The sequence below is a fragment of the Clostridium sp. BSD9I1 genome (genome assembly GCF_900185645.1).
Lineage (GTDB): Bacteria > Bacillota > Clostridia > Clostridiales > Clostridiaceae > Clostridium_AK.
Genome location: NZ_FYAM01000025.1, coordinates 73957 through 99871 on the forward strand (window position 1 = coordinate 73957; position 25915 = coordinate 99871).

Sequence of the window (25915 nt, forward strand, 5' to 3'; positions counted from 1 at the left end):
TTATTATACATTTATAGTATTAAAAAGAATTAATAAAGGGTACTAGAAATCATAGATATTATAACAAAAATATAGATTTAAATAGATTATAAATATTAAGTTTAATATTTATCTATAGCTTTTCTCTAATTATAGGCATACTCATGCACCTTGGACCGCCACGTCCTCGTGATAACTCATAGGATTGGAATTCTAACACCTCAACGCCATTTTTGCGAAGTGCTTCATTTGTAACATAATTACGATCATAACAAATTACTTTCCCAGGAGAAATAGCCAAAGTGTTACTTCCATCACTCCATTGCTCTCGGCTAGCAGCAATTGGATCTCCGTTTCCACATCTAATTAAGTTTACCGCAGGTAGACTTAAATGTTTTTTTAGTATATCGCATAAGTCATCACATTCATAAGTAATGCTTATCTCATTATTTTTGCTTCTAGTTATTCTATATACATCTAAAGGATCCTCAATTCCTGGATATATGCTAAACTTATCATAGTCTACCATTGTAAATACAGTATCTAAATGCATATATGCCCTTGCTTTTGGAATATCTAAGGCTAAAACTACTTCGAAGGGTTCATCTGAAGCTAAGAGTTTATGTGATAATCTTTCAATAGCCATTGGATCTGTTCTATCGCTAATACCTATAGCTAGTATTTTGTCAGAGAGAACTAAAATATCTCCACCCTCGATAGGATGTGTCTTATCACGGTTGTACCAACGGCTTACATCTTTAAATCTAGGGTGATAATTAAAGATATATTTAGCAAATAAAGTTTCTCTATTCCTTGTGGTATTTGCCATCACATTTAAAGAAATCCCTCTTCCAATTGAGGCAAATGGATCCCTTTGAAAATAAAGATTTGGAATAGGATCCAAATAAAATGGGTAAGGATTTTTAACCATATCGCCTAGTGATTTAGGCTTAATATGCCTAAGTTCCTCTTTACGGACTCCAGATATACATTTTTTTATAAGTTCATGAGGGGAATATGGGTTAAATAATTCCATAATGGCTTCTTGTAAGCCCCATGTAACTACACCGCCTTCCTCCATAAACTCTGTCAAAAACTCTTGCCTGATTTGTGGATATTGTAAGATTTCTGCCATCAAATCTGTTAAGTATAGGACCTCCACACCTTCTTTTTTTAAAATATTGGCAAATTCAGTGTGCTCTTTGCGAGCTTGTTTTAAATAAGCAATTTCATCAAATAAAAGTCTTCTTAAATAATCTGGCACTATATTTTCAATTTCTTCCCCAGGGCAGTGAAGTAGTACACATTTTAGTTTTCCTATTTCGTTGTAAACAGAAATACTTGGGTTAGAATACATAGGCTTCATCCTTTCTATTATCTATTCTAACCATTAGTTTATCAATTCAATAAAATATTATGCTAATTTATATTTACATAGAAATGGGTTAAAGATTAATTGGATTTAATTCTATTAAATTCGGATGTTATTTTTTGTAATTTATCTTTATTTGTAATCAAAGTGAGTCCAGTAATTGCTAGAGCTTTTGCACCGATAATTAATGCCTCGTCGGCTTCCTTAGAAACAGATGCTTCACAAAATTCAGGGGTATGTCCTACTAAGGTATTACCACCAATTTTTATATGAGGATGTATAGTAGGAACAACCTGACTTATATTTCCTGCATCTGTTGACCCTAATCCCTCTTTTGCCTTGGTGCTTATTTCTAAACCAAGCAAGTTAGAACTTTCAATAAATAGTTCATCAAAACTTTTATTGATAAGAAAGTTGTCAACTTTATTTTGAAAGGCTATTATATTTAGTTTCGCACCAGTGGCAAGAGCAGCACCTTGCGCAATGTTTTTAATCTTAGAGGTAACTTCATCACAAGTTTTTCTAGTAGCTGCACGAATAAAAAATCTTGCTTTTGCATAATCAGGAACTATATTTGGGGCATCACCACCATGAGTAATAATTCCATGTATGCGTACATCCGTAGGCACATGTTGTCTTAAGGCATTTATACCGTTAAAAAGCTGAATAACCGAATCTAGGGCATTAATACCCTTTTCAGGTGAACCTGAAGCATGGGCTGATTTGCCTATGTATTCGAAATCAAGTGGGTCCACAGCTAGAGAATTTCCAGTTACCCCTGTTGTATTTGCTGGATGAATTATCATACAAGCATCTATACCCTGAAGCAAATTATGATTAACAAAACTTGCTTTGGCACTTCCATTTGGGCCACCTTCTTCTGCAGGAGTACCTAGGACTACAACTTCTCCACCTATTTCATCTAAAAGGCATGAAAGGGAAATAGCGGCTGCGGTACTAATTGTTCCAATCATATTATGCCCACAGGCGTGTCCTAGTCCTGGCAAGGCATCATATTCTGCTAAGAATCCTATAGTAGGACCTCCAAGCTTTGTTGATTTTTTTCTTGCTATAAAGGAAGTAGCATGACCTGCTACAGCTCTTTCTACAGAAAAACCTGAATCAGCCAAGGTGTCTGCAAGAAGTCTAGATGCAAAAAACTCTTGATTACCTATCTCCGGATTATCATGAATTTGATGACTTATTTTTATATATTTATCTCTTTCATTGTCCAATTTATCAATAATGCTTTTTTGATAGTTATTTATTATTTTACTCATTGTAATAGTTCCCCCTTTTTATAAGCATATAAAGATACTAGTCTTTATAAACTTGCGCTAATAAAATTAGATAAAATAAAAATCTTCTTCCTAGATGGAAGAAGATTTTAAAACATAAACTCTTATAAGAGCAATATTTAAATTTAACACCTTCCCTCATCTACCAGAACAAACTTCTGTTGGATTTAGCACCATACAGGCTAATGATACCTGCTGGTTGCTGAGACGTCATAGGGCCAATCCCTCGGTCTCTCTTGATAAGGATACTTATTAACTTTTAACTTTATCATGACAAAGATTAATTGAGTAAGATTATATATGCATAAGTAAGAATTGTCAACAAATTTATAATGTTTGTTGGATTGACGGCAATGTATGATTATTACATGATTAAATAAAAAATTTTGTGAATTATGTTTAATTTAATAATTTATTTTTCAATACTTTGCCCAAATATATTAAAGTATATTTATTATATGAATAGCAAAAAAAGTTTATTTTTCTATAAAAAATTTTATTGACATTTAAAAAAGATGAGAATATAATAAGTCTCAAGCAGAAAATGCTAACTTAAAAATCGAATATAGATCCTTATCTAGAGAAGCAGAGGGACTGGCCCGATGAAGCTTCAGCAACCAGCAATGCTTATTTGCAAAGCAAGGTGCTAAATCCTGCAGACATTAGTCTGAAAGATGAGGGAAGGTAATAGTTTAAAAGCGGTCCTTCCATGGGGCTTTTTTTATTGAAGTTATCCTCTTTCTCATCTGGGAAAGAGGATTTTTTATTTTATTTGGGGAGGGAAATGAATGATTTATTTAAAGGATGTTAAAAAAGTCTATGAAACTAAAGAGCATAAGATAGAGGCTGTGAAGGGAGTGAACTTACATGTAGAAGCTGGCAAGATAATGGGAATTATCGGATATAGTGGAGCAGGGAAAAGTACTTTAATTAGATGTATTAATTTACTTGAATCTCCTACTTGCGGCGAGGTAATTGTAAATGGGAAAAACCTCACAAAGTTATCACCGAAGGAGCTTAGAAAAACTAGGGAAAAGATAGGTATGATTTTTCAGCACTTTAATCTTATGAGGAGTAGAAATGTATTTGAAAATGTAGCCTATCCTCTTAAAGGAAAAGGTCTTACTAAAGAACAAATAAAGCAAAAGGTAGAAAGCCTTTTGGAACTAGTGGGATTAAGCGATAAAATAAAGGTTTATCCTGGAGAGCTAAGTGGAGGACAAAAGCAAAGAGTTGCCATTGCTAGAGCACTAGCAAATGACCCACAGGTGCTTTTATGTGATGAAGCTACTTCAGCATTAGATCCTCAGACAACTGGATCCATTTTAAAGCTTTTAAAACAAATAAATGAAGAATTAGGACTTACAATAGTTATCATTACTCATCAAATGGAAGTTGTTAAAGAAATATGCCATAAGGTAGCAGTAATGGAGGGGGGAGAAGTTATTGAAGAAGGAGATGTTCTTCAGATATTTATAAATCCTAAGGCACAAATGACTAAGGATTTTGTATCTACAGTATTTCATTATGATAAGATTTATGAGGTTTTAGATAAGGAGTCCTTTATAGGAGAGCTTACTGAAGAGGAAGTGATTGCAAAGATATCATTTGTAGGTCAGAAATCAGGCCAGGCCTTTATTTCAAAGGTTTCTAGAAAGTTTAAGGTTGATGCAAGCATTTTATTTGGTAATATTGAAATAATTCAAGAAGTACCTATAGGAAATTTAATTGTCAAATTTAATGGTTCTAAAGAAGGAATAATTCAATCAATGAGTTATTTAAAACAAAATGATATTTATGTGGAGGTGATTAAAAATGCTGGAACTTCTGAATACCTTTATGCCGAATGTAGTAGAACTCTTTCCTGATATGATGAAGGCGTTAGGAGAAACCACACTTATGGTAGTTATAGCAGGAAGTATTTCAACCGCTATAGGAATAATAATAGGAATAATTATTGTGGTAACAAGGCCGGGAAATATACTTGAGAATAACGGAATTTATAGTACTGTTGGGAAAATAATAAATATATTTCGTTCAATTCCTTTCGTAATACTTTTAGCAGCAGCTGTACCTTTTACAAGACTCATAGTTGGAACAACAATTGGATTAAAGGGCGCCATAGTTCCATTGGTACTTGGGTCTGTTCCATTTGTGGCAAGGCAAATTGAGTCAGCTCTTTTAGACATTGATAAGGGAGTAATAGAGGCAGCACAGGCCATGGGTTCAAGTCCTTTTGAGATAATCTACAGGATTTTATTAAAGGAAGGGCTCCCAGGTATCGTTTATGCTCTAACAATTACAACAGTTAGCTTAATAGGATTTTCAGCTGTTGCAGGAACTGTAGGAGGGGGTGGACTTGGAGATTTTGCTATAAGATATGGCTATCAGTATTTTAAAACTGACATAATGGTAGCTACTATAATAATTCTTCTAATCCTAGTTAATGGGATACAAAGCTTTGGTGACTTTTTACTAAAGAAATTAAGCCATTAACAAAATAAAATATTTAACATAATTTAAGGGGGCTTTAATAATGAAAATAAAAAGATTAGCAGCGTTAGTATTAGGGGTAGTAATAACTGCTACAGCATTTGTTGGATGTGGACAGTCAAAGGAAGCATCTGCGGATGCAAGTAAAAAGCAGGTTATAAAACTAGGAGTTACAGGGGATGATCATAAAGTTTGGGATAATGTAAAAGAGAGACTGTCAAAGGAAAATATTGAACTAAAGATTGTAAGCTTTAGCGATTATGTAAGGCCGAACATGGCATTAAATGATGGAGAAATAGATGCAAATACATTTCAAACTGTGGCATATTTTGAACAATTTAAAAAAGACCGCAACCTAGATCTTGTATCTATAGCAAATACTGTTTTAGCACCTATGGCAATATATTCAGGTAATTTAAAGGATTTAAAAGAGCTAAAAGATGGAGATAAAATTGCTATACCTAATGATGCAACGAATGGTGGAAGGGCACTTTTACTTCTTCAGGAAGCAGGTTTAATTAAATTGAAGGAAGGCTCAGGCATAACACCAACTGTTAAAGATATAGTAGAAAACCCTAAAAATTTTGAAGTAATACCACTTGTAGCAACACAAATTCCAAGATCAATAAAAGACGTAGCAGTTGCGGCTATTAATAACGGTGTTGCGGTGGAAGCAGGGTATTCTCCGCTAGAAGATTCCATATACATTGAGGATACTAAAAAGGATAGTGTTAAAAACTACTTTAATATTATAGCTGCAAGAGCTAAGGATAAAGACAATGCAGCGCTTAAAAGATTAGTAGAAATTTACCAAACTGATGAAACTAAAAAGCTTATAAAAGAAACAACTAAGGGATCATCTATTCCGGCATTTTAAGATTTTATCAACAAGGCCATGTCCTATAAAAGGATATGGCTATTTATTTTTATGATATAATATTATAGGGTGATAACATGCAAATATTAAAAAATGATTGGCAGGACTTATTAGAAGATGAATTTAAAAATGCATATTATTTAAAACTTAGAGATTTTTTAATAAATGAATATAAAACAAAAGCTATATATCCTAATATGTATGATATATTTAATGCTCTACATTACACTGATTATAAGGATGTAAAGGTGGTTATATTAGGTCAAGATCCATATCATGGTCCTAATCAGGCACATGGACTAAGCTTTTCTGTAAAGCCAGGCGTACCAGCACCACCTTCTCTTATGAATATTTATAAGGAACTTAATAGTGATATAGGTTGTTATATCCCTAATAATGGTTACTTAAAGAAATGGGCGGATCAAGGAGTTATGCTTCTTAATACTGTACTAACAGTTAGAGCAGGCGAGGCAAATTCTCATAAAGGAATAGGTTGGGGGCACTTTACTGATAAAGTAATTAGCCTATTAAATGATAGGGAAGAACCTATTGTCTTTATATTATGGGGAAAAAATGCTCAATCCAAAGTTGATATAATAAATAACCCAAAGCATTACATAATAAAATCCGTTCATCCAAGTCCACTATCTGTTCATAGAGGATTTTTTGGAAGTAAGCCTTTTTCTAAGACTAATAAATTTCTTATCTCCATAGGTAAAAAACCTATAGATTGGCAGATTCAAAATATATAATAATGTCCATTTGAGGCTATCCATACTATAAAATATAGGTGATTGTAACTTAATTTCATTAGTGATGCTAAGTACAATAACCTATATTTATTTTTTGATTAAAAACTTTAACTTTTTACAGCAATTTTTATATTATTGCATATTAAATATATAGGTAGAGATTTTTTGGAGGTGGATTACTTATGGCATTATATAGACAATTACAATTATCCTTTTGGGGAGACGCTTTTGTTATGGATTTAACACCGGAGGAGAAGTTTTTTTATGTATACTTGCTTCAATGCACCAATACTAAACAATGTGGGATTTTTGAACTTCCTAAAAGAACTATTGAATATGAGACAGGCTATAATAGAGAAACTGTGGGTAAGCTTTTAGAGAGGTTTATTACTTATGGCAAAATAGAATATTGTGAGGAAACAAAAGAGATTATGATTTTAAACTGGATAAAGTACAACTTTATAAACAGCCCAAACACAATAAAATGCATAAATAAGGAAATAAAAGAAGTCAAACATAGAGAGTTTGTATATAAGCTTTATGATTTATGTAAGAAGCTAGTATGCCCTATACATTTGATTTTTGATGGCGTAGAGGGCTTTCAGGAAAAAACAAGGGGCTTAGAAGGGACTTATAAGGACCTAGGGGAAGAAGAAATTAAAGAAGAAATTAAAAAAGAAATTGAAGAAGTAGAACAAAAAGAAGAAGCAGAAGAAATAATAGGGAACTCTGCTGCTGATGTTTATAGGAATGGAGTTAATGGGACAGAAAATGAAGGTATCAGTGAAGTTTTAGAGGTGTTTAATAACAATATTCACCCAATGACTCCTACGGAGTTTAAAAGTGCCACCCACATGGCAAGTGGCAAGATTAAAAAAGCCGATAGAATATCCTTTACTCTACTAGTAATTTGTAAGCACATAGTCCATTTGTTTGCAGCCGATGGCAGAAGCAACTGAACTGCATTTTGCTCGCAAAAGATAAAATATAGTTTTATCTTTAATATCACTTAATGTTTCAAAATTAGCTTGTCCTTTGCTTATAATAAGATCTGCCTTGTTAAATTCACTATTAAATTCACTTGAGCAATCTTTTAATATGGTTCCCTGTGCAGCGTGTCCATTGTCGATAACTTTAACTAGATCTACAATTCCTGTACTTATTGCATCCTGCATCGTTGCATCATTAACTATTGGACCTCCTTTTACCACATAAGTAACCTTGTTTAATGGAAGATTCTCTAATAAAAATTTATCAAATATGATTTCCCCAGCATTGTCAGCAATATACATAATATTATTTGCTTTCTCTGCTGCTTCTCGCAGAGCTGCTGTTCCAGTACCAAAAATATCATGCTTGATACTGTCCTCAACGGACTTAACAACATCTGAATGCTCTAGCTTTAGACCAACTGAAAAATCTATAATATTTCCTGCAATAGCCAGCCTACAGGACATATCGAAGGGATCTTCTGCATTATCTAGCCATTTTTCTTCAATGACTTTTTTATAAATTTCATTAGCAATTTCATTATATTGTTCTTTTAGCCTTGCATATGGATCAGTAATATTAGTAATATCCTTAGCATGCTGATGCATCCTAAAGGCTATTTCAGGTGCTGTTTCATTGAAGTTTATTTCTGCTAATTCTTTCAAAGATTTTTTTATTATTTCTTCCTGTATTAGTACATTGCTTGTAGCTTCTTCAGCTATTTCTACTGCTTGTCTAGCAAGACAGTGAATGCATTCATATGATATTTTCATAGCATCTTCTCCTTAAGAGTAATATGATTTTACTTCACTAATTGGATTATTTATATTATACCATCTTAATTTACAATTAAGAAACTACATTTATTTATGGTATGGTTCACTGCATCAGTTGCAAGTCAGGCTTTTACAATAGATTTTACAATATGTTTTCTGTTACTATATTGTTTCTTCTTTCAATAATGATGTAACTTCTAATTGATTCAACTTCTCCTGCACATTAATGTCTTACCGCCAAAAATAGTAACCTTAAGATCAGTAACATTCCTCTCAGTAATCTGAGCTGCATGCTTGGATTTTAAATCTCCGCCACATGCTATAACCACATCCATAGCTGCTGAAACCTCTGATTCGGTGATGTTGTCTCTTAAGCCTGGAAGTGTAATGCTTGCTCTTGAACCTTCTGAGTTCAGCTACTAGTTCCTTTTATTTTTTTAACTTTACCAGATGAGGATCGCTAGTGTAAGTAATATTTTCTATGTGCGGTGAATAGGCTAATATATGGTGCTCCGGCATATAATTAGTATGTAATTGAGAGGTAATTGCAATGATGAAGCTTGCTTTGATAGGCTGTGGAAAATGGGGAAAAAATTATCTGAAAACTGTAAATGCAATAGAGGGCTGTGAATTGAAGTGGGCCTGCGACCTAGACTATGAAAAGCTAAATCAGGCAGCTACTGTTTACCCTCAGACCAGGTTAACTGAAAATAAAGCAGATATATTGAATGACAGTGAGGTACAGGGGGTTATTATAGCCACAACACCTGAAAGTCATTACATGCTGGCGAAGGAAGCAATAAGTAAAGGCAAAGCTGTTCTCGTAGAAAAGCCCGTGACAATTAACAGGAAAGACAGTCATGATCTAATTGAATTGGCGGATGCTCAAAATACCGTATTGATGGCCGGCTATACATTGATTTACCATCCTGCGGTGAAAAGGATAAAGGAGCTTCTGGAAGAAAAACATATTATTGATGATCTATGTTACTTCAACATGTCCAGAACCAGTTCCACCTTTCAGGCTCCCAAAGTAGATGTTCTTCATGATCTGGCAGTTCATGATATTTATCTTTCCCGCCACCTCATAGGGATGGACCCTATCTGGGTAATTGCCCATGGTGAAAGATATATTCAAAGTCCTTATAACAATGTTATAAATATACTGTTGGGTTTCCCCAATGGTAAAATAGCTTCTATATTTGCTAGCTTTATTCATACGGAAAAAACCAGGAAAATGACACTGGTTGCATCGAAAACAAAATTGGTATTTGACGATGCACAGACTGACGATAGAAAAATCAAAATCTTCCATAACGGAGAGCAGGAGCATTTTTTGGCAGTGGAAGACAATTCGGAACCTCTGACACAGGAGTGTATTCATTTTATGGAATGCATTAGAGAACACAAGGAGCCTCTTAGCGGCAGAAAAAATATAGAATTTGTGGCAAAAATAACTGATTGCATTTCACAATCTATCGCAAAAGGCGGAGAGAAAATCAACATCTTTTGATGGAGATGGTAAGCACTATAATCAGGAAAGTGTGGTGAAATTATATTGTTTGTAAAGAGCTATTCAAAAGAACTTGAGAATGAATGGGAGGGATTTGTGAGTTCCTCAGTTAACGGCACTTTTATGCAGGAGAGAAGATTCCTGGGTTATCATCCTTCAGACAGGTTTTCAGATCATTCCCTGATATTTATGGAGGATAAGGGAATCATTGCTGTTCTTCCTGCTGCCGTAGTACAACAAGAGGATAAACGAATCTTAGTTTCCCACCCCGGCGCTTCCCATGGAGGGCTCATAATAAAGTCCAGTCTAAGCACTAAAAAATGCCTGGAGCTCGTAAGTGCCCTTGTGGAATATTGTGTCATGGCTGGTTTTGACTATATACGGCTAAAACCTGTTCCGAAGGTTTACCATAAGGAGATTTCGGACCAACTTGACTTTGCTTTAAGGTTTTCTGGGTTTAGGCTTGAGTATACAGAGCTGGCCACAGTCCTTGAGCTAAAAAAAAGTGAGGAATTTTTTGTAAAGCGGGTAATGAGTGACACAGCTTTTCGAAACTATCAGAAGGCATTGAAAAGTGGGTTATCAGTGGTGGAGGATGCCGATATAAATGATTTTTGGCCTATTCTGGAAAATAAGCTTAAACATAATCATAATGCAAAGCCTGCACATACATTAGATGAAATTAAACATCTAAAAACTCTTTATCCTCACAGGATAAAACTCTTTGCAGCATATGAAGGAGTAACTCCTGCAGCGGGTGTTTTGGCATTTTTACTGAACGACAGAGTTATAAACTGTTTTTATATTGCCCACCACGATGGTTTCCAACATAAGCGGCCGTTAAACCTTATTTTTGGTCATATGATGGAATGGGGACTAAAAAACGGCTTTTTATATTTAGATTGGGGTATTTCCACTGAGGTAAAAGGAAGTAGAGTCAATACAGGGCTGTTTCGTTTCAAAGAAGGTTATGGAGGGCATGGGGTATTGCGTGAATGCTATTTGTATGAAGTAAACAATAGCAAATAATTTAAAGGAGTTAGGCAATGAAATTAGCAGGTCATCAACCGAATTATATTCCCTGGCCGGGATATTTTGTTAAGATGGCACAGTGTGATATTTTTTTCATTTTAGATACTGCTCAGTTTCAAACAGGCAGTTCATTAGATAATAGGAATCTTATCAAAACTTCCCAAGGGACTCAGGTACTGACTGTGCCGGTGAAACGCAAAGGCATGGGCTTGCAGCGGTTTAATGAAGTTACTGTTATACCGGGCTTTAAAAGGCATCATCTTATGGCACTCAAAGTAAACTACGCAAAAGCACCTCATTTCAAAGAAGTTTTCCCCATGATGGAGCAGGTATTGCAAGATACCGGATATCTTATAGATACCAACATAGCTTTCATCAAGCTGGTACATGACCTGCTGAGACTTAAAACAAAGCTTGTGTTTTTATCAGAGTTACCTCAATTTTCTGAGCTTCGAAAAAATGAACTGATAGCTGGAATCTGCTCCCACTTTTCTGCTGACAGTTACCTGTCCGGTATTGGAGGAAGGGCATATATTAAGCCAGAGATTTTTGAAAAACAAGGTATTAAATTGGAGTATTTGGATTATGAGCCTATAGCATATCCGCAGCTTTGGGGCAATTTTATACCCAATTTGTCTATAGTTGATATGTTATTTAATTGTGGGGCAACGGGCACACGCAAGCTTTTGTTGAAAGAGGTGTAAGTATGAAAAGAATATTGTTTTTTGCACATAGTTCTAAATATACTCTTGGGCTGCCCCAGGGTTTTAGAGAATTGAACTGCCCTGTTTTTATCCTGAGGGATTTAAGTAGAAGTTCTATAATAGAGGCAATTGACAACTTTAGGCCTGATATTATGATAACAACGGGATGGGCTTACCGCAGGTATAGCCGTGAGCATATAGACGAGCTTACGAAAAGAGCTTCTAAATATAAGGTGAAACATGTGTATTGGGCAACTGAAGATCCAAGATGGACCGAAAAGTGTTCCTTCAGGTGTATTGAAACCTTTAAACCTAATGCAATTATGACCATACATCCTGGTAGTGTAAATAAATACAGGGAGCTTGGGCTTCCCGCCGGGCATCTGGATTTTGGCTGCAATCCGGAATTCAATAAGAATGAACCCCCAAGCAGTAAATATGATTATGATGTGGTCCTAATTGGGAATGGGGGACGAGAGTGGAAGTCATATCGGAAGGATAGCGTTCAGATATTACTTAAGCCTTTAGTGGAAAGGGGATATAATATTGCTATTTGGGGTAAGCGATGGGACCGTTTTAATGAGGAGCTAATGGGTTTTAAGATCCCAAAGCATATGCTTAAAGGTGAACTACCTTATGAGGAAACAAATAAAGTATATAATTCAGCTAGAATTATATTAGGTTTGCAAAATGACCATGACATGTTAACATCTCGGACTTTTGAAGTACTGGGTTCGGGCGGTTTTTTGCTTACGGTACCAACACAATCTGTCACCAAGCTGTTTATAAATAATGTTCACCTGTCATGTGCTTCTTCCCCAGAAGATACAGTTGACCTGGTAAATTATTTTCTTAAAAATACCGCAGCACGGCAAGAAATAGCGCGCAATGGTCAGCTGGAGGTTTATTTAAAACATAGTTATAAGGAACGGGCCAGACAAATTCTTGATTTTTGCAGTTTAGTTGAAAGGAATTGAAATTGAAATGGATAATCAGACAACTATTAAACAAAAAGTTTCTTTAATAGGTACTAGCATTGCTGGCGAAACTGATGCAAAGGTAACTTTTTATCCAGCGCCGCCGAGTACTGGTATAATATTTATCCGTAATGACCTGCCAGGCCGCCCTAAAGTAAAATGTTCATTTGAAAAAGCAAAGGTTGAATACAGATGGACTTCTCTTGTTGATGGAGATGTTCGCATCGAACACACGGAGCATGCCTTGGCAGCCTTATCAGGATTAGGACTCGACAACGTATTTATTGAGCTGGAACAGGCCAGCCTGCCCGTAACAGAGGATTACAGCAGTAAAGCGTTCAAAGGAGCGCTCACAGAAGCTGGGATAGTGGAGCAAAATGCCAAGAAGGAAATGATAAAAATACTTAAGCCCATTATTGTATATAAACGTGAAAGCTTAGGGGATATGGAATATGAAAAGTTCCTGATAGCTCTTCCCTACGATGGATTTAAACTAACCTATGTGGTTGACTATCCCAATCTGCCGCAATTATCTCAAGTAGCTGAAATGGACATAACTGCTGAAACCTTTGCTAAAGAGCTGGCAGATGCCCGTTCTTATATAATTGAGTCAGAACTTGAAGATGTTGTAAACCTTACCGGGAAAGTCAGCTCAAATGTATTGGTAGTCAAATCCGGGGCTGAGTACAGATCCTGGAAATGGCCCAATGAACCTGCCCGTCATAAAGTGCTTGACCTTCTCGGAGACCTTGGCTTACTTGGGAAAAAGGTACTGGGACATGTAATAGGCTTCAGATCCGGTCACCGGTTAAATATAGAGCTGTGTAAAAAAATTTATGAGGAGTGTAATTATGAATGAAATCAATGGTGCTCTCAGTGTATTGGTTACAGGTGCAGGTTCCGTATACGGGCTGGGTATTATCAGGTCACTGAAAGAATCGGTGCTTCCTGTTGAAACAATAGCAATTGACGCTAACCCATATTCCCTAGGCTTATTTTTTGCCGACAAAAGCTTTATCGCTCCACAGGTATCAGATGAAGAAAGCTATTATATGTTTATTAAAAATCTTTGTATAAATCATCAGATTAAAGCGATATTTATCGGCTCTACAGCGGAGCTTCCCTTTTATTCCAGAAATAGAGAATCTCTTGAAAGATCTACAGGAGCAAAGGTGTTTGTAAATTCTCCGAGAGTGATAGAGCTTTGCACCGATAAGTGGCTGACTATGTGCCATTTATCATGCTCCGGTTTTCAAATTCCTGCAAGTATCAGGTATCCTGAAGATACTGGTATGCTCTCCTCATTCATTGAAAGTACTGGGTTTCCCTTGATAGTCAAGCCGCGTTTTGGACGTGGCTCAGTAGGTGTTGTTCTAGTTAAGGATAAGCAGCAGCTGCTTGAAAATATAAAGGGTAAGAAAAGCCTAATTATACAGGAATATCTTACAGATGAGGAGCAAGAGTTTACCGTAGGGATTTGCATAAATCAAAAGGGAAAGGTAATTTCCAAGATAGCCTTAAGGAGGGACTTGCTGGAAGGGGTTTCTATTGCTGCAGTTTCTGACGATTATCACCACATTGCAGATTATTGTGCCATGGTTGCAAGTACACTGGGAGCCTATGGGGCTATAAATATTCAATTGCGCCTTAAAGATTGCATGCCAGTAATTTTCGAAATAAACCCCAGATTCAGCAGTTCTACATGTATGCGGTTACTATTTGGAATAAATGAGCCGGAAAGCTTAATACGCTCAGAAGTGCTTTGCCAGGAGGTAATACCAGGCAGCCCAGCAACCGGCCTTGTATTGAGACAATACATGGATTATTACTTCCCACTAGATAAGCTTAACTCGCTTTCTACAGCCAGGCCTCACTAGATATAAATAGTTACGTGAAAATTATTGAAAACCATGACTAATTAATTAGTCGTGGTTTTTATGTTTTTTATTTATAGAATCGAGTATCGGTATCCTTTGCAGTAAAGCGCTCAAATATATATCTACATAATGCTTCATATAACGGAAGCTTCAATGTCGTATTATCTCTCCAACTGAATCCAGCTTTGCTTATGGTATGTTATTTTAGGCTAAAACCTCATTTACTTATGGTACGGCTCACCGTAACGGGTATAACGTAGACCTTATAGAGTTATAAGTTAAGAATATGACATTAGCTTTTCCAGTACTCAAAGATAAATCTTAATCATATTTAAGTACAGCAATCCCTGAATAATCTTTAATATCTATACTACTTAATTCAAGTTTTGTATACTCTTTTGCTTGCAATCCTGAAGCTGATATAAATTTATCAACCTTGGCAAATACGAGACCCAATACTCCTAATGCTTTTGTTCTGTAGTGCATAGGTACAACCACTGTGGGCTTTAACTGCTTCATTACATTAACTGCATCAAAGGCATCTATTGTAAAGCCACCGCCAACAGGAAGAAGCAGTATGTCTACATTGCCTATTTCCTTTACAAGATTTGAATCCAAAGTATGTCCTAAATCACCGCAATGACAAACATTTATTCCATCAATTTTAAGGTTGTATATGATATTTTTACCCTTCTTGGTTCCTGAGAATTTATCATGAAAGGTTTCCACACCTTTTATTTCTATGCCATGTTCTAAAAACTTACCGGTTCCATTTATGTGTACAAAACTGCTCTTTACTGCACTTATATGATTATGGTCACTGTGATCATGACTTGTTGCTACTATGTCCGCTGTAATTTCTTCCGGCAATTTATACCCCAACACATTTTTATAAGGATCCATCAGTATTTTTATCCCATTTTCAGATGTTATCATAAAACATGACTGTCCAAACCATTTAATTTTCATTTAAAATCCCTCCTGTATTCCTTTTAATCGCATAAAGATTATTAATATTTATGTATCTCCACTAATTCAAGTTATATTTTTTATACACTTTAAAATAAACCCACACAGCATTTAATAGTAACAATGCACTTGTAATAAAGAAAACATAACTAATACCAAACCTTGCTGCTACTTGTCCTCCTACAACAGAACCCCCAAATACACCTAAATAACCTGCCGATATGGTAAAGCCAAAAATTCTCCCCGTAATAGAAGTTGGTGTAATCTTCTTAACCAAGGTATTCACAGACGGATTTAATCCTCCTAGAGTTAATCCTAATAAAAAGCGAAGCCCCATCAGCTGCCAAGGGTTTTTTACAAAAGCCTGTGGTATATAAATCAGTCCTGCAGCTACAAGCGCAATTAATATAACTTTATGAGCTCCTATTTTGTCAGAAAGCTTACCTAAATTTGGAGCAGCAATTATATTTGCCAGACCCGAAGCTGAGAATGCCAATCCTGATATAAGAGCAATATGACTGGCATTTTTGCTTAACTGTGTGACATATACCGTTATGATTGGCTCAATAGTATATAATGCCAGAGTTATTACAAAAAAGGTCACAGATAAAATAATGGTCAAACTCTTTTCAGGAACACTATTCCAAACTTCCATTGTGCTGAGCGGCTTTTTATCTTCACGAATGAAAGATTCTTTTACAAATAGTGCTGTTGTGATAAAAGCAACTAAAAGCAGTGCACCTGTTATAAAAAATACAGGCTGTAACCCAAACATCTCTTCTATTAAACCTCCAATAGTTGGTCCAATTAGTGATCCAGCAATATTTGCCGTTGAAAGTGTACCTAATGCATATCCTGCATGCTCTTTATCAGTCTGAGTTGCAATAAGTGTAGTGCAGGCTGTACCGTAGCCTGTGATAGACCCCTGCAGCAATCTCAAGCTTATTAGCACATATACATTTGGTGCAAAACCCATACAGCCTATAACCACCGCCATACCAAGGCTTGCTCTTAACAGCATTGGCTTTCTCCCAAATTTGTCAGCAGCATTACCCCAGATAGGTGAAAATATAGCTGAGATTATATAGGTGATACCAAAGGCAATTCCTGAAAGTTCAGCAATTGAAGACGTATTAGAAATACCAAGATGTTTTATATATAGCGGCATTACCGGTGCAATCTGACTCATTCCTATGCCTGTTACAAACATGCCAAACCAGCAGACTATTAAATTTCTTTTCCACATTTTCATAAATATCACCTCTGCATATAGCTTTATAAAATATATAATAAACTATAAACAATAGTTTGTAAACTATTGTTTATAGTTTGATAAATATACTTTATAATGTTAAACTATTTATAAGAAAATGAATTTCGAGGAGTGAAATACTGATGCAAAAAAGAAATTTAACAAAGGAGAAGATTATTCAGACTGCTTTCTCATTGGCTGATGAAATCGGTCTTAATCAGGTCACCTTCCCTAAACTTGCAGAAAAACTGGGTATAAAATATCCTTCTTTATATAATCATTTCAACAATATGGATGATCTTAGAATAGGAATGACAGTATATCTTTTAAATGATTTGAATTCGATATTAATGAAAAGATTGATTGGTAAAAGCGGTGAAGCTGCTGTCAGAGAATTTGCTTTTGTCTACAAGGATTTTGCTTTTGAAAATAGAACTGCTTATGGACTCTTTATGAATATTCCAAGCACGGAAAATGAGGAAGTATATCGTTTAGTAATAGAAACCACTGGTATTATTTATCAGATTTTAGAATTTTATATCAAGGATAAAACTCAATTGGTTCATAAAGGAAGAACATTAAGGAGCTTTTTACATGGTTTTGTCTCCTTGTATTCCTTTGGATATTTCCATGGTGAGGTTAACTTGGAAGAAAGCTTTCAGTCCATGGTAGATGATTTTGTTAAGTCACTTTCAACAAAATAGATAAGGTTTATATGGTTAGAGATTGCGTTTCAAGCCCCTTTTGGGGGCAATAAAAAATATTGTAACAAGTATATCTGTTAACAGCCTGAGCCTTGCTATTTTGTAAGGCTCTATTTCAAATCATTATATACTTTTGTAAATATCACTGCTAAAGCCAGTCACATCAACAGTTTTATGGGAAGTCTCCGTTATTTATGATACGGTTCACCCTTTATTATTCTAAAGGCTCTATATATTTGCTCTAAAAGCATTACTCTAAACAGTTGATGAGGAAATGTCATTTTAGAGAAACATAGCTTGTAATGACATCTATTTAAAACTTCCTGTGCAATACCTAGGGAACCACCAATAATAAAGGTTATATGACTGCTGCCTGATAAGGCACGGTCTTCTATAAAACCGGCAAGTTCATCAGATGAAATCATTTTTCCCTTTAAATCCAAGGCAACTACATACATATTATCTTTAATATGTTTTAAAATTGACTGGCCTTCTTTAAGCTTAATATTTTCTTCTTCCTTAGCTGAAGCATTTTCGGGAGTCTTTTCATCAGCAACTTCTACAATTTCAAGACTGCAATATTTGCTTAATCTTTTAGAATACTCATTTATTGCTTCTTTAAGATATTTTTCTTTTAGTTTACCTACAGTTATTATTGTTATATTCATTTTAATTCTCCTAATGAAGAAAGTCGGGATATCCCGACTTTCAAATTTATAAGTATTAATTTTTATTAAGCTTCTTTACCACAGCATTTTTTGTATTTCTTACCGCTTCCGCATGGGCAAGCATCGTTTCTGCCTACTTTATTGTTATTAACTATAACTTTAGATTCCTTCCACTGATTACGAATTTCTTTTCTCTTTTCAGGGGAGAATACAGCTTCCCATTGAGGAAGTGTATAAAGGTAATCAGCTTTAGCATCTAACATGTTGAAATATAGCTTATCAAAGTCTATAGCTAAATTTAACTCTGCATTAGCATCTATAGCATCTAAATCTAGAGGGTTAATTAAGCTATCATTTACTCCATCAATAAATCCCATAAAAAATATTGTAGAAGTATTAAAGTCATTAGCTAAATTTTCTAGTTTTCCACTAATTTCTTTTGTATGATTTGCAAGTATTTTGGTATATATATTTTTTTCAATAGCACCATATTCCTTCCAAAAAGCAGCTTCACCTTTTGTTTTAACATACTCTACAACCATATCTGTCCATTCTGTATATAAACTCATATCCATTCTCCTTTTGTAAAAAGTATAAAATTTTACAATAATATTATAATAAAAAAAGTTAAAGATTTCAATTAAAAGCAAGCTAGAAAAAATATATTTATCTTTTTTCTAACTGTTCTACATCAGATTTTCCTATAGGTTTAGCAATATTAAAGTTGCCACCTAAGGTATCAACAGTTTTATTTTCTACCAATATCTTAATTTTATCAATTGAAGGTAACTGGGTAAGTGACCATATAAGACTTCTTAAGCAGGCTTCTTCAGCCACAGGAGACATAGTTAAAATAGCTTCTTTGCTTAAATTTACATATGCAATTCCGTCATTAATAGAGAAACTTAAAAGTCTTGTGTTTTTAGGTAAAATAGGGCTTAGGCTACTATTTACTGCAGGGCCCTTTATAAGTTCACGAACTATAATTTCACCAATCAGTTCATTTTCCTTAATAATTCGCTCTTCCTTAGTAATAGTTACTTTCTTATTATCTTTAGAGGAATTAAAGTACAAATTTAATTCTAAAGTATCGTTATCAGCTTCAGATAAGGTAAATTGCTGTACTTTTTGCTTATTTTCTGAGCTTAAAACATCTGTTTTTTCACAACCTGAAAAGGTAAAACTTAAAAATAGCATAAAAGAACACGATAAGATAATAGATTTTTTCATTAACTTCACCCCTTTTAAAACTCTATACATTTAGTGGGTGCACTTCTGTCAGCCATAAGCAAATCGATATCCTTATTTAATTTTAATTTGTTTTCTATAAGAATATTCTTTACAGTTTCGTAAGCTAGTTCAGGATAATTATTGGTTTTGCTCAAGTGTCCAAGCATTATCCTTTTAAAGTTGCCATCCATTAAATTAATGATTGCTTTTCCACAATCATCGTTAGAAAGATGACCTTCATTGCTTAATATTCTTCTTTTTAAAACATATGGGTAAGGACCAAACTTTAGCATTTCTACATCATGATTACTTTCAAGCAGTATGGCATCAGCACCTTTTAAAGCTTCTTCTACTTCCTTAGAAAAGTAACCTAAATCTGTAGCAAGGGAAAATTTTTTATTATTGCTACAGATAGAATATCCATGAGGAGAAACGGCATCATGAGATATTCTATAGCTTAAAATATCCATGTCTTTAATATTTACATGATTATTTTCAATAATTTTTATGTTCTTTTCCTTGATTTTCCCAATTGACTTACTCATGGCTTCCCAAGTAAGAGCGTCAGTATATATTGGAATATCATATTTTCTTGATAAAACTCCAACACCTTTAGTATGATCTGTATGCTCATGAGTAACAAATATAGCATCTATTTCGTTAGGGGACTGCCCTATAGTTGATAAAGCATTTTCAATACTTTTCCCAGGCAATCCTGCATCAATTAGTACTTTTGATTTTTCTGTAGAAACTAATATGCTATTTCCACTACTACCACTATATAAAGAACAAAAAAACATATATTAATTCACCTTGCCTTAGGAATAAGATACGCGCTTAATATCTGCACCTAGCTTATTAAATTTATTTTCTATATAAGGGTAACCTCTGTCAATATGCTCAATATTAATTACTTCAGTAATTCCTTCAGCAATTAAACCAGCTATTACCATAGCAGCTCCGGCCCTTAAATCTGTGGCTTCCACTTTTGCGCCTTTAAGTTTATCTACTCCAACTATAGTGGCAATTCTACCATCTACTTTTATGGATGCACCCATTTTTATCAGCTCATCAACATGTTTAAATCGGCTTTCCCAGATGCTTTCATTTATTATGCTTGTTCCCGTAGAAATACATAATAAAGTACTCATAGGTTGTTGAACATCTGTTGGAAATCCTGGGTAAGGTAATGTTTTGATGTTAACTCCCTTTAGGTTTTTACTGGATATAACACGTACAGATTCACCATTTTCAATAACTTCTGCACCCATTTCTATAAGTTTGGCAGATATGGATTCTAAATGTTTAGGTATAACATTATTTACAGTAACATCTCCACCACAGGCAGCTGCAGCAATCATATAAGTTCCAGCTTCTATTTGATCTGGAATTACACTATAAGAACATCCTTTTAATTCCTCTACACCAGTTATTCTTATAATATCAGTTCCTGCGCCTTTTATATTTGCACCCATACTATTTAGAAAATTAGCTACATCTACGATGTGAGGTTCCTTAGCTACATTTTCTAGTGTGGTTATACCTTCTGCTAAAGTAGCGGCAAGCATGACATTAATAGTAGCTCCAACACTGACTACATCAAAGAAAATATTAGTTCCTATAAGTTTATCTGCTTCAGCAGTTACTACACCATCTTCAAGAGTAACTTTAGCACCAAGGGCCTCAAAACCTTTGATATGTTGATCTATAGGTCTTACACCTATAGGACATCCTCCTGGCATCTCGACTCTGGCCTTTTTAAATCTACCAAGTAAAGCACCTATAAGGTAATATGATGCTCTCATTTTTTTTACATCTTCACTATTAGCATTATAGCTATTTAAAGTTGTACTATCTATAACAGCAGAATTATCCTTTATGGATACCTTACAACCTAAGTTTTCTATAATTCGTTCTATACAATGAACATCTTCTATATTAGGAATATTATCAATATAACAAGTTCCTTTACTAGCGATTATTGCAGCAGGCAATATTGCTACTGCAGCATTTTTAGCACCACTAATATCAATGCTTCCATAAAGGGGTTTACCACCATTGATAACTAACTTTTCCATCCCCGCATCCATCCTTATCTATAAATTTTAATTTATATGTAAATTTACTGATGTAAATTGAAAAATTCATGACTATTTATTCATAACCCCTATTATATCATAAGTTCATATTATTTTAACATGAAATTTTAAAATATGTACAAGCATATTAAAAAAATAATTAAAAATCCAAAGGAATTATATAAAACCTTTGGATTTCTAGGAAATTATTATTCTTTTTGGAAGCTACCACAATCTGTACATTCTACAGTATTAGCTACAGATTCATGTTTTGATACTTTAATTTGATTAAGGGTACAGTAGTCATCATCCTTACAGTGAAATTTGCACTCATCAACTATACATGCTATACTATCATTATGATCGTGTCTCATAGTATAATCCCTCCTACATATTTTTCTATATTAATGCCAATAATATTTTTGATATAATTGACAAAGTTATTTTCCCACGAAGGATTTTTTATATGCATGTGTAATTAATATTATTAAAGTTTAATAAATACTATAACTGGGGGAAAAAAATGAAATATTATTTAGTTGCTTTATTTGATGAAGAATCACGAAAGTCAATGGAAGAAATGCAAAAAAAAATATCTAAAAAGTATAAGATATATCGTAGTACTCCTGCGATACATTTGACGCTAGAAGTTATAGATAATCCTAATTTAGAAAAGCTTATACCTATAATTCAAGATGTGCTAAAGCCATATAAGAGGTTTAAGGTTTCTGTAAATGGTGCTTTATGTTTTGATCCACCTTATAAATCTGTCAATTTAAAAATTGAAAATAAGGGATATGCAATAAGAATTAGTAGAAACCTAAATGAAACTCTTAAGTTATCTGGATTTAATGTTAGGGAAAATATAGATAAATGGGACTTACATGTATCATTAGCTAATACAAATTATGCTGCAAGGGAATGGAGTAATAAAGAATATAATGCAGCATGTGAAGTTACTAAGATGGAGAATATGAACAGAATGGCAACAGTTGATAGAATTGAACTGTGGAAGCCTATTAATAATAAAAAAGAGATGATTGTAAAATCATTTCCACTAAGAGAATATTAAAAAGTATTAGGTATTTTTATAGATAATAATTAAGGTAGAAAATTACCACTAGGTGATTCTCTACCTTAATTATTATCTTATGAAATTTCTTAGCAGTTTATTAAAAATCTAAAAGATTTTTCTTGTAATTAGAATACAGTTTCCTTAGCGTAGCAATTCTTTCATCTAATTCAAGTTGTAATTCAGATACTTTAGCATAATCTTTTTCATCTGCAGCATCTTTGATTCTTGTAAATAAGCTCTTAGTAGTATAAGTATCTTTCATTAAGTATCTTCTTAACTCATCAATAGCAATCCAATTAGATAAATCTAAATCTAATGCGTTGTCCATTGAATGAAGTTTCTTGTAGCTTCTTATTTCTTCACCATAGTTATTTATAAGCCTAGTAGTTATTTCTGTAATCCATCTATTAATAGTTATTAATTTAAAACTATTAATGATTTTATCACTTAATATATTTCCTTCTTTTAAAACAGCTAGTTTGTCAGGATGTTTCTCAAAAGCTGTCAAATTTTCATATACTGTTGCAGGAACCTTTCCAAAGAAATTTTCACGCTCTTCTTCAGTAAAGTCTTCAAATACATCTTCTTCACTTCTGTAAGCTCTATCTTTTTCTAAGTAATCAGCTTCTTCTCCAGGTTTTTTAGATAGTTCTTTTAATAAATCGTCTTGAGATTTATTATTTAAAACTGAATATTTAATTCCATCCAGCATAGCTAGATATAACGTAGAAATACATAAATAAGTATTAGTAAAAGGATTTGGAGCTCTTAGCTCAAATCTTGTTCCTAAAGGATTTTGTAAATCTCTTATTACACCTACTAGTATAGTTCGATTTCTGGAAGGGACTTCCACTGTATGTCCTATGGATGTGACAATACAAACAGGAGCTTCAAATCCAGGCTTCAATCTTCTAAAAGAATCATTAGTGGAAGTAACAAATGGATTTATTACCTCATAGTTTTTAAGCATTCCCATTAATGAAGAGTAACCAATACCACTTAGGAAGTGGTTTTTATCTGTAGCAAATAAGTTCACTCTTTTTCCATTCTTTAATTTAAGGGAAATGCCTACATGAACATGTTTTCCGCTACCGGCAACTCCATCTACTGGTTTTGCAAGGAATGTTACATCTAAGCCATTGCGTCTAAATGTTTCCTTAACAACTATTCTAGCTAGTAGTTCATTATCAGCAGCTTGAAGAGGAGAAGAGTACTTCCAATCTATTTCAAGTTGTTCCATTATGTGAGTTAACTTACCACTATCATCTAACTTAGCTTTTACTCCACCAACTTCTTTATGACCCATTTCTGGCTCTAGACCATAGTATTCTAAGAGTAGTAAGGATTGCTCTAAAGCTGTTCTTACAGAACCTTTAGTTCTAGTCCAATACTGTTCATGAAGTACTTGAGATGTTGAGAGTTCTTCTGTTTCGGCTTTATCATTAGGGGTTTTAACCCAAAATTCAAGTTCTGTAGCAGAAGTTATTACTATATCTTCTATATCATCGAAGGTAATATTAAATTCGGAAAGCACATAAGGATGAGATTTAAGTAATTCCGTAAGAGAGGATTTAATGTGTTCAATTGAGCTTTTTAAAATATATCGTGAGTCTATTGGCTTATTTTCATGATATAAAAAGCAAGGTATTCTAAGCGTACCAACAGGATTATTTGTTTCAGAGTCTATATGTTCATAGTTATAGTCTACAAACCAATTAGTATCAAGATCTGCAATCATATCAACTTTTGCATTATTTAAAGTTGCTATTCCAGGAAAGAAAACAGAAGAACCATCTGTTTGCACTCCACCTGTTAAAAAGGTAGACATGTCCTCTAAAAAAAGTGGAACTGGAATCTTTTCATCAGTATCATTACCAGAAAGGTCTATTCCCACAAATGAAACAAATTTTATTTCAGTATGAGAACTTAGTATTGAGCGTAAATTTTCTTCTGAATGCATGGTAGGTGGTATTAAATACAGCAAGTCTTTTAACATAGTTGACCTCCTTAAAATAACTAATATTTATCTTTACATTATATTATAGGCTATATAAAAAATATATGCTTGATTGTACAACTTGCTATAATTTTTGTCAATGATTCTTATCAGTAATTTCTGAAATATGTGTTTTTAATAGATAATAAATAATGTATAATGATTAATAATGGAAATAAGAAATTAATATTATATAATTATTATAAAGGAAGGGAGTGGCTTGATTTTGGAAAATGATAAGATGATATTAATATATGGATTAAATGAACAAGAAAGTAATGCATTTAAAAAAATAGCATCTGAGTATAACTTGCCAAAACACAAGATTATTAAAAATGATATGGGTAAAATGACAATTAGGGATATATTGGATGGTTTGAATTTAGAAGTATTTAATGCAGATTTACCAGAAGAAAAGATAATTCTCTTTAATAATTTTACTGATGAACAGTTAAAATACACTATAAATCTTATAAGGGAAACATTTGATTTTTCACCTATATTAGCTGTAATTACTCCAACTTCTATAGAATGGACTTTTGAAAATTTACTTGAACACTTAGTTGAAGAAAGAGAATGGTTTAAAAAGCAAAAAAATAAATAAAGATGATTTTACGAGGTGATACTAATGAGCAGAATAGGAGAAAAGATAAAAAATATTAGAATAGAAAAGGGATTAACACAAAAGCAGTTAGGTAAAAAACTTGGAGTAGCTGAGGGATTTATCAATGAAGTTGAAAGTGGAAGAAAGGTTATAAATCAATCTCTTATAGATAGGATAGGAAAGGTCTTAGGAAAGGACTTAAATGATATAACTATGTCCTTTGAAGAAGAAGTATATAAAGAGGAAAAGCAGACTAAGTTTGAATATCAACCTAAAAAGGAAAAGATAAATGATGTATGGAATGAAGCATTTGGATCTGTAATCAAAAATGTACCGATATATTCATATGAGTTAAACAAAATGTTAGGACATAAGAAAATGCCTATAATAGAAAATAAAATAGAAGGTTTTCCGCAAGATAAGGTAGTATTTTTGCAAATACAAGATGATGAAATGATGGGATTTAGAATTGCTAAAGGGGATATAGCATTTGCAAATCTAACTAATGAAGTGCAAAATAACTCTATATGTCTTGTGGAGTATGGTAATGAAAGAAAAATAAGACAAATAAAAATTTTAGATAGTAATAAAGTTTTGCTTATAAGTAATGCAGGAAGTGTAAGAACAGAGACTATAGAAAAGAAAAGTTTAAAGATAATAGCAAAATTAAATAAATTAGAAATAACTCTGTAAAAATAA

At 33.7% G+C, this 25915-nt stretch carries 28 protein-coding genes and 2 riboswitches; of the genes, 15 read left to right on the forward strand and 13 right to left on the reverse strand.

The features are described from left to right. Positions 1 to 112: 112 nt before the first annotated feature. Both arcA and BSD9I1_RS15915 read right to left on the reverse strand, forming a co-directional pair. On the reverse strand, positions 113 to 1336 hold the full coding sequence (arcA, locus tag BSD9I1_RS15910) for an arginine deiminase (RefSeq protein WP_186431165.1): 1224 nt from the start codon (positions 1334 to 1336) through the stop codon (positions 113 to 115). 95 nt (positions 1337 to 1431) lie between these two features. After that, entirely contained in the window at positions 1432 to 2631 is a 1200-nt protein-coding gene (locus tag BSD9I1_RS15915; RefSeq protein WP_186431166.1) for a M20 family metallopeptidase, read from the reverse strand. A gap of 153 nt (positions 2632 to 2784) precedes the next feature. Then, positions 2785 to 2895, reverse strand: a riboswitch (SAM riboswitch). A 324-nt stretch (positions 2896 to 3219) separates the two neighbouring features. Beyond that, positions 3220 to 3330: riboswitch (SAM riboswitch) on the forward strand. 107 nt (positions 3331 to 3437) lie between these two features. Here BSD9I1_RS15915 and BSD9I1_RS15920 point away from each other — a divergent pair. The 5 genes from BSD9I1_RS15920 (at position 3438) to BSD9I1_RS15940 (ending at position 7730) form a co-directional block, all read left to right on the forward strand. Then, positions 3438 to 4517 (forward strand): methionine ABC transporter ATP-binding protein, encoded by a 1080-nt coding sequence (locus BSD9I1_RS15920; RefSeq protein WP_186431167.1) that lies wholly within the window; start codon positions 3438 to 3440, stop codon positions 4515 to 4517. Next, the gene (locus BSD9I1_RS15925; RefSeq protein ID WP_186431168.1) at positions 4465 to 5145 is read left to right on the forward strand and encodes a methionine ABC transporter permease; all 681 of its coding nucleotides are present in this window, start codon (positions 4465 to 4467) and stop codon (positions 5143 to 5145) included. The genes BSD9I1_RS15920 and BSD9I1_RS15925 overlap by 53 nt, the downstream gene beginning before the upstream one ends. Positions 5146 to 5185: 40 nt before the next feature. Continuing rightward, a complete protein-coding gene (locus tag BSD9I1_RS15930) occupies positions 5186 to 6019 on the forward strand; it encodes a MetQ/NlpA family ABC transporter substrate-binding protein (RefSeq protein ID WP_186431169.1) in 834 nt (277 codons plus the stop codon). A gap of 77 nt (positions 6020 to 6096) precedes the next feature. Beyond that, a complete protein-coding gene (locus BSD9I1_RS15935; protein WP_186431170.1) occupies positions 6097 to 6771 on the forward strand; it encodes a uracil-DNA glycosylase in 675 nt (224 codons plus the stop codon). A 182-nt stretch (positions 6772 to 6953) separates the two neighbouring features. Continuing rightward, on the forward strand, positions 6954 to 7730 hold the full coding sequence (locus BSD9I1_RS15940) for a hypothetical protein (RefSeq protein ID WP_186431171.1): 777 nt from the start codon (positions 6954 to 6956) through the stop codon (positions 7728 to 7730). Here the strand turns inward: BSD9I1_RS15940 and BSD9I1_RS15945 are convergent. Together BSD9I1_RS15945 and BSD9I1_RS15950 are read right to left on the reverse strand one after the other, a co-directional pair. Further along, positions 7674 to 8534 (reverse strand): DUF89 domain-containing protein, encoded by an 861-nt coding sequence (locus BSD9I1_RS15945; protein WP_186431172.1) that lies wholly within the window; start codon positions 8532 to 8534, stop codon positions 7674 to 7676. The genes BSD9I1_RS15940 and BSD9I1_RS15945 overlap by 57 nt on opposite strands. 209 nt (positions 8535 to 8743) lie before the next feature. After that, complete coding sequence (locus BSD9I1_RS15950) at positions 8744 to 8953, reverse strand: DUF2922 domain-containing protein (RefSeq protein WP_186431216.1); 210 nt, start codon at positions 8951 to 8953, stop codon at positions 8744 to 8746. Between the two features lie 134 nt (positions 8954 to 9087). Here BSD9I1_RS15950 and BSD9I1_RS15955 point away from each other — a divergent pair, with 134 nt between their 5' ends. The 6 genes from BSD9I1_RS15955 to BSD9I1_RS15980 are packed head-to-tail and all read left to right on the forward strand — an operon-like array spanning position 9088 to position 14640. Beyond that, the gene (locus tag BSD9I1_RS15955) at positions 9088 to 10050 is read left to right on the forward strand and encodes a Gfo/Idh/MocA family protein (protein ID WP_186431173.1); all 963 of its coding nucleotides are present in this window, start codon (positions 9088 to 9090) and stop codon (positions 10048 to 10050) included. A 45-nt stretch (positions 10051 to 10095) separates the two neighbouring features. Further along, entirely contained in the window at positions 10096 to 11079 is a 984-nt protein-coding gene (locus tag BSD9I1_RS15960) for a GNAT family N-acetyltransferase (RefSeq protein WP_186431174.1), read from the forward strand. Positions 11080 to 11096: 17 nt separating this feature from the next. Further along, positions 11097 to 11786: a WbqC family protein gene (locus BSD9I1_RS15965; RefSeq protein WP_186431175.1), complete on the forward strand. Its 690-nt coding sequence runs from the start codon at positions 11097 to 11099 to the stop codon at positions 11784 to 11786. A 2-nt stretch (positions 11787 to 11788) separates the two neighbouring features. Further along, entirely contained in the window at positions 11789 to 12763 is a 975-nt protein-coding gene (locus BSD9I1_RS15970; protein ID WP_186431176.1) for a glycosyltransferase, read from the forward strand. Then, positions 12750 to 13622 carry a UDP-3-O-acyl-N-acetylglucosamine deacetylase gene (locus BSD9I1_RS15975; RefSeq protein ID WP_186431177.1) on the forward strand — a complete coding sequence of 291 codons (873 nt, stop codon included), beginning with the start codon at positions 12750 to 12752 and terminating at the stop codon, positions 13620 to 13622. The genes BSD9I1_RS15970 and BSD9I1_RS15975 overlap by 14 nt, the downstream gene beginning before the upstream one ends. Continuing rightward, positions 13615 to 14640 (forward strand): ATP-grasp domain-containing protein, encoded by a 1026-nt coding sequence (locus tag BSD9I1_RS15980; protein WP_186431178.1) that lies wholly within the window; start codon positions 13615 to 13617, stop codon positions 14638 to 14640. Before BSD9I1_RS15975 ends, BSD9I1_RS15980 begins: the two co-directional genes overlap by 8 nt. Before the next feature lie 321 nt (positions 14641 to 14961). On the opposite strand, the gene BSD9I1_RS15985 is transcribed toward BSD9I1_RS15980, so the two are convergent. Both BSD9I1_RS15985 and BSD9I1_RS15990 read right to left on the reverse strand, forming a co-directional pair. Then, a complete protein-coding gene (locus BSD9I1_RS15985) occupies positions 14962 to 15609 on the reverse strand; it encodes an MBL fold metallo-hydrolase (protein WP_186431179.1) in 648 nt (215 codons plus the stop codon). A gap of 61 nt (positions 15610 to 15670) precedes the next feature. Further along, positions 15671 to 16861 (reverse strand): multidrug efflux MFS transporter, encoded by a 1191-nt coding sequence (locus tag BSD9I1_RS15990; protein WP_186431180.1) that lies wholly within the window; start codon positions 16859 to 16861, stop codon positions 15671 to 15673. Between the two features lie 143 nt (positions 16862 to 17004). On the opposite strand from BSD9I1_RS15990, the gene BSD9I1_RS15995 reads away from it, so the two are divergent. Next, complete coding sequence (locus tag BSD9I1_RS15995) at positions 17005 to 17565, forward strand: TetR/AcrR family transcriptional regulator (RefSeq protein ID WP_186431181.1); 561 nt, start codon at positions 17005 to 17007, stop codon at positions 17563 to 17565. A 188-nt stretch (positions 17566 to 17753) separates the two neighbouring features. Here the strand turns inward: BSD9I1_RS15995 and rlmH are convergent, their stop codons facing one another. From rlmH to BSD9I1_RS16025, 6 genes are all read right to left on the reverse strand, one after another. After that, positions 17754 to 18233: a 23S rRNA (pseudouridine(1915)-N(3))-methyltransferase RlmH gene (rlmH, locus tag BSD9I1_RS16000; RefSeq protein ID WP_035306785.1), complete on the reverse strand. Its 480-nt coding sequence runs from the start codon at positions 18231 to 18233 to the stop codon at positions 17754 to 17756. 65 nt (positions 18234 to 18298) lie between these two features. Beyond that, positions 18299 to 18802, reverse strand: a complete 504-nt coding sequence (locus BSD9I1_RS16005; protein ID WP_186431182.1) for an SEC-C metal-binding domain-containing protein — start codon at positions 18800 to 18802, stop codon at positions 18299 to 18301. Positions 18803 to 18899: 97 nt separating this feature from the next. Further along, positions 18900 to 19463 carry a GerMN domain-containing protein gene (locus BSD9I1_RS16010; protein ID WP_035306908.1) on the reverse strand — a complete coding sequence of 188 codons (564 nt, stop codon included), beginning with the start codon at positions 19461 to 19463 and terminating at the stop codon, positions 18900 to 18902. 14 nt (positions 19464 to 19477) lie between these two features. Continuing rightward, entirely contained in the window at positions 19478 to 20263 is a 786-nt protein-coding gene (locus tag BSD9I1_RS16015; RefSeq protein WP_035306792.1) for an MBL fold metallo-hydrolase, read from the reverse strand. Positions 20264 to 20281: 18 nt separating this feature from the next. Further along, on the reverse strand, positions 20282 to 21541 hold the full coding sequence (locus BSD9I1_RS16020) for a UDP-N-acetylglucosamine 1-carboxyvinyltransferase (protein ID WP_035306796.1): 1260 nt from the start codon (positions 21539 to 21541) through the stop codon (positions 20282 to 20284). A gap of 209 nt (positions 21542 to 21750) precedes the next feature. Then, positions 21751 to 21915, reverse strand: a complete 165-nt coding sequence (locus BSD9I1_RS16025) for a DUF1540 domain-containing protein (RefSeq protein WP_186431183.1) — start codon at positions 21913 to 21915, stop codon at positions 21751 to 21753. 149 nt (positions 21916 to 22064) lie between these two features. Between BSD9I1_RS16025 and BSD9I1_RS16030 the strand changes: the two genes are divergently transcribed. Further along, entirely contained in the window at positions 22065 to 22613 is a 549-nt protein-coding gene (locus BSD9I1_RS16030; RefSeq protein ID WP_035306799.1) for a 2'-5' RNA ligase family protein, read from the forward strand. Positions 22614 to 22713: 100 nt separating this feature from the next. On the opposite strand, the gene BSD9I1_RS16035 is transcribed toward BSD9I1_RS16030, so the two are convergent. Beyond that, complete coding sequence (locus BSD9I1_RS16035) at positions 22714 to 24612, reverse strand: glutamine synthetase (protein ID WP_186431184.1); 1899 nt, start codon at positions 24610 to 24612, stop codon at positions 22714 to 22716. 226 nt (positions 24613 to 24838) lie between these two features. Between BSD9I1_RS16035 and BSD9I1_RS16040 the strand changes: the two genes are divergently transcribed. Together BSD9I1_RS16040 and BSD9I1_RS16045 are read left to right on the forward strand one after the other, a co-directional pair. Beyond that, positions 24839 to 25216: a DUF3783 domain-containing protein gene (locus tag BSD9I1_RS16040; protein ID WP_242966525.1), complete on the forward strand. Its 378-nt coding sequence runs from the start codon at positions 24839 to 24841 to the stop codon at positions 25214 to 25216. 24 nt (positions 25217 to 25240) lie between these two features. Continuing rightward, complete coding sequence (locus BSD9I1_RS16045) at positions 25241 to 25909, forward strand: helix-turn-helix domain-containing protein (protein ID WP_186431185.1); 669 nt, start codon at positions 25241 to 25243, stop codon at positions 25907 to 25909. Positions 25910 to 25915 lie beyond the last annotated feature (6 nt).

What these genes read in the sequence shown, in the direction of transcription:
- arcA (WP_186431165.1), bottom strand. Translation starts at nt 1,336, where the DNA reads ATGTATTCTAACCCAAGTATTTCTGTTTACAACGAAATAGGAAAACTA.
- BSD9I1_RS15915 (WP_186431166.1), bottom strand. Translation starts at nt 2,631, where the DNA reads ATGAGTAAAATAATAAATAACTATCAAAAAAGCATTATTGATAAATTG.
- BSD9I1_RS15920 (WP_186431167.1), top strand. Translation starts at nt 3,438, where the DNA reads ATGATTTATTTAAAGGATGTTAAAAAAGTCTATGAAACTAAAGAGCAT.
- BSD9I1_RS15925 (WP_186431168.1), top strand. Translation starts at nt 4,465, where the DNA reads ATGCTGGAACTTCTGAATACCTTTATGCCGAATGTAGTAGAACTCTTT.
- BSD9I1_RS15930 (WP_186431169.1), top strand. Translation starts at nt 5,186, where the DNA reads ATGAAAATAAAAAGATTAGCAGCGTTAGTATTAGGGGTAGTAATAACT.
- BSD9I1_RS15935 (WP_186431170.1), top strand. Translation starts at nt 6,097, where the DNA reads ATGCAAATATTAAAAAATGATTGGCAGGACTTATTAGAAGATGAATTT.
- BSD9I1_RS15940 (WP_186431171.1), top strand. Translation starts at nt 6,954, where the DNA reads ATGGCATTATATAGACAATTACAATTATCCTTTTGGGGAGACGCTTTT.
- BSD9I1_RS15945 (WP_186431172.1), bottom strand. Translation starts at nt 8,534, where the DNA reads ATGAAAATATCATATGAATGCATTCACTGTCTTGCTAGACAAGCAGTA.
- BSD9I1_RS15955 (WP_186431173.1), top strand. Translation starts at nt 9,088, where the DNA reads ATGATGAAGCTTGCTTTGATAGGCTGTGGAAAATGGGGAAAAAATTAT.
- BSD9I1_RS15965 (WP_186431175.1), top strand. Translation starts at nt 11,097, where the DNA reads ATGAAATTAGCAGGTCATCAACCGAATTATATTCCCTGGCCGGGATAT.
- BSD9I1_RS15970 (WP_186431176.1), top strand. Translation starts at nt 11,789, where the DNA reads ATGAAAAGAATATTGTTTTTTGCACATAGTTCTAAATATACTCTTGGG.
- BSD9I1_RS15980 (WP_186431178.1), top strand. Translation starts at nt 13,615, where the DNA reads ATGAATGAAATCAATGGTGCTCTCAGTGTATTGGTTACAGGTGCAGGT.
- BSD9I1_RS15985 (WP_186431179.1), bottom strand. Translation starts at nt 15,609, where the DNA reads ATGAAAATTAAATGGTTTGGACAGTCATGTTTTATGATAACATCTGAA.
- BSD9I1_RS15990 (WP_186431180.1), bottom strand. Translation starts at nt 16,861, where the DNA reads ATGAAAATGTGGAAAAGAAATTTAATAGTCTGCTGGTTTGGCATGTTT.
- BSD9I1_RS15995 (WP_186431181.1), top strand. Translation starts at nt 17,005, where the DNA reads ATGCAAAAAAGAAATTTAACAAAGGAGAAGATTATTCAGACTGCTTTC.
- rlmH (WP_035306785.1), bottom strand. Translation starts at nt 18,233, where the DNA reads ATGAATATAACAATAATAACTGTAGGTAAACTAAAAGAAAAATATCTT.
- BSD9I1_RS16005 (WP_186431182.1), bottom strand. Translation starts at nt 18,802, where the DNA reads ATGAGTTTATATACAGAATGGACAGATATGGTTGTAGAGTATGTTAAA.
- BSD9I1_RS16010 (WP_035306908.1), bottom strand. Translation starts at nt 19,463, where the DNA reads ATGAAAAAATCTATTATCTTATCGTGTTCTTTTATGCTATTTTTAAGT.
- BSD9I1_RS16015 (WP_035306792.1), bottom strand. Translation starts at nt 20,263, where the DNA reads ATGTTTTTTTGTTCTTTATATAGTGGTAGTAGTGGAAATAGCATATTA.
- BSD9I1_RS16020 (WP_035306796.1), bottom strand. Translation starts at nt 21,541, where the DNA reads ATGGAAAAGTTAGTTATCAATGGTGGTAAACCCCTTTATGGAAGCATT.
- BSD9I1_RS16025 (WP_186431183.1), bottom strand. Translation starts at nt 21,915, where the DNA reads ATGAGACACGATCATAATGATAGTATAGCATGTATAGTTGATGAGTGC.
- BSD9I1_RS16030 (WP_035306799.1), top strand. Translation starts at nt 22,065, where the DNA reads ATGAAATATTATTTAGTTGCTTTATTTGATGAAGAATCACGAAAGTCA.
- BSD9I1_RS16035 (WP_186431184.1), bottom strand. Translation starts at nt 24,612, where the DNA reads ATGTTAAAAGACTTGCTGTATTTAATACCACCTACCATGCATTCAGAA.
- BSD9I1_RS16045 (WP_186431185.1), top strand. Translation starts at nt 25,241, where the DNA reads ATGAGCAGAATAGGAGAAAAGATAAAAAATATTAGAATAGAAAAGGGA.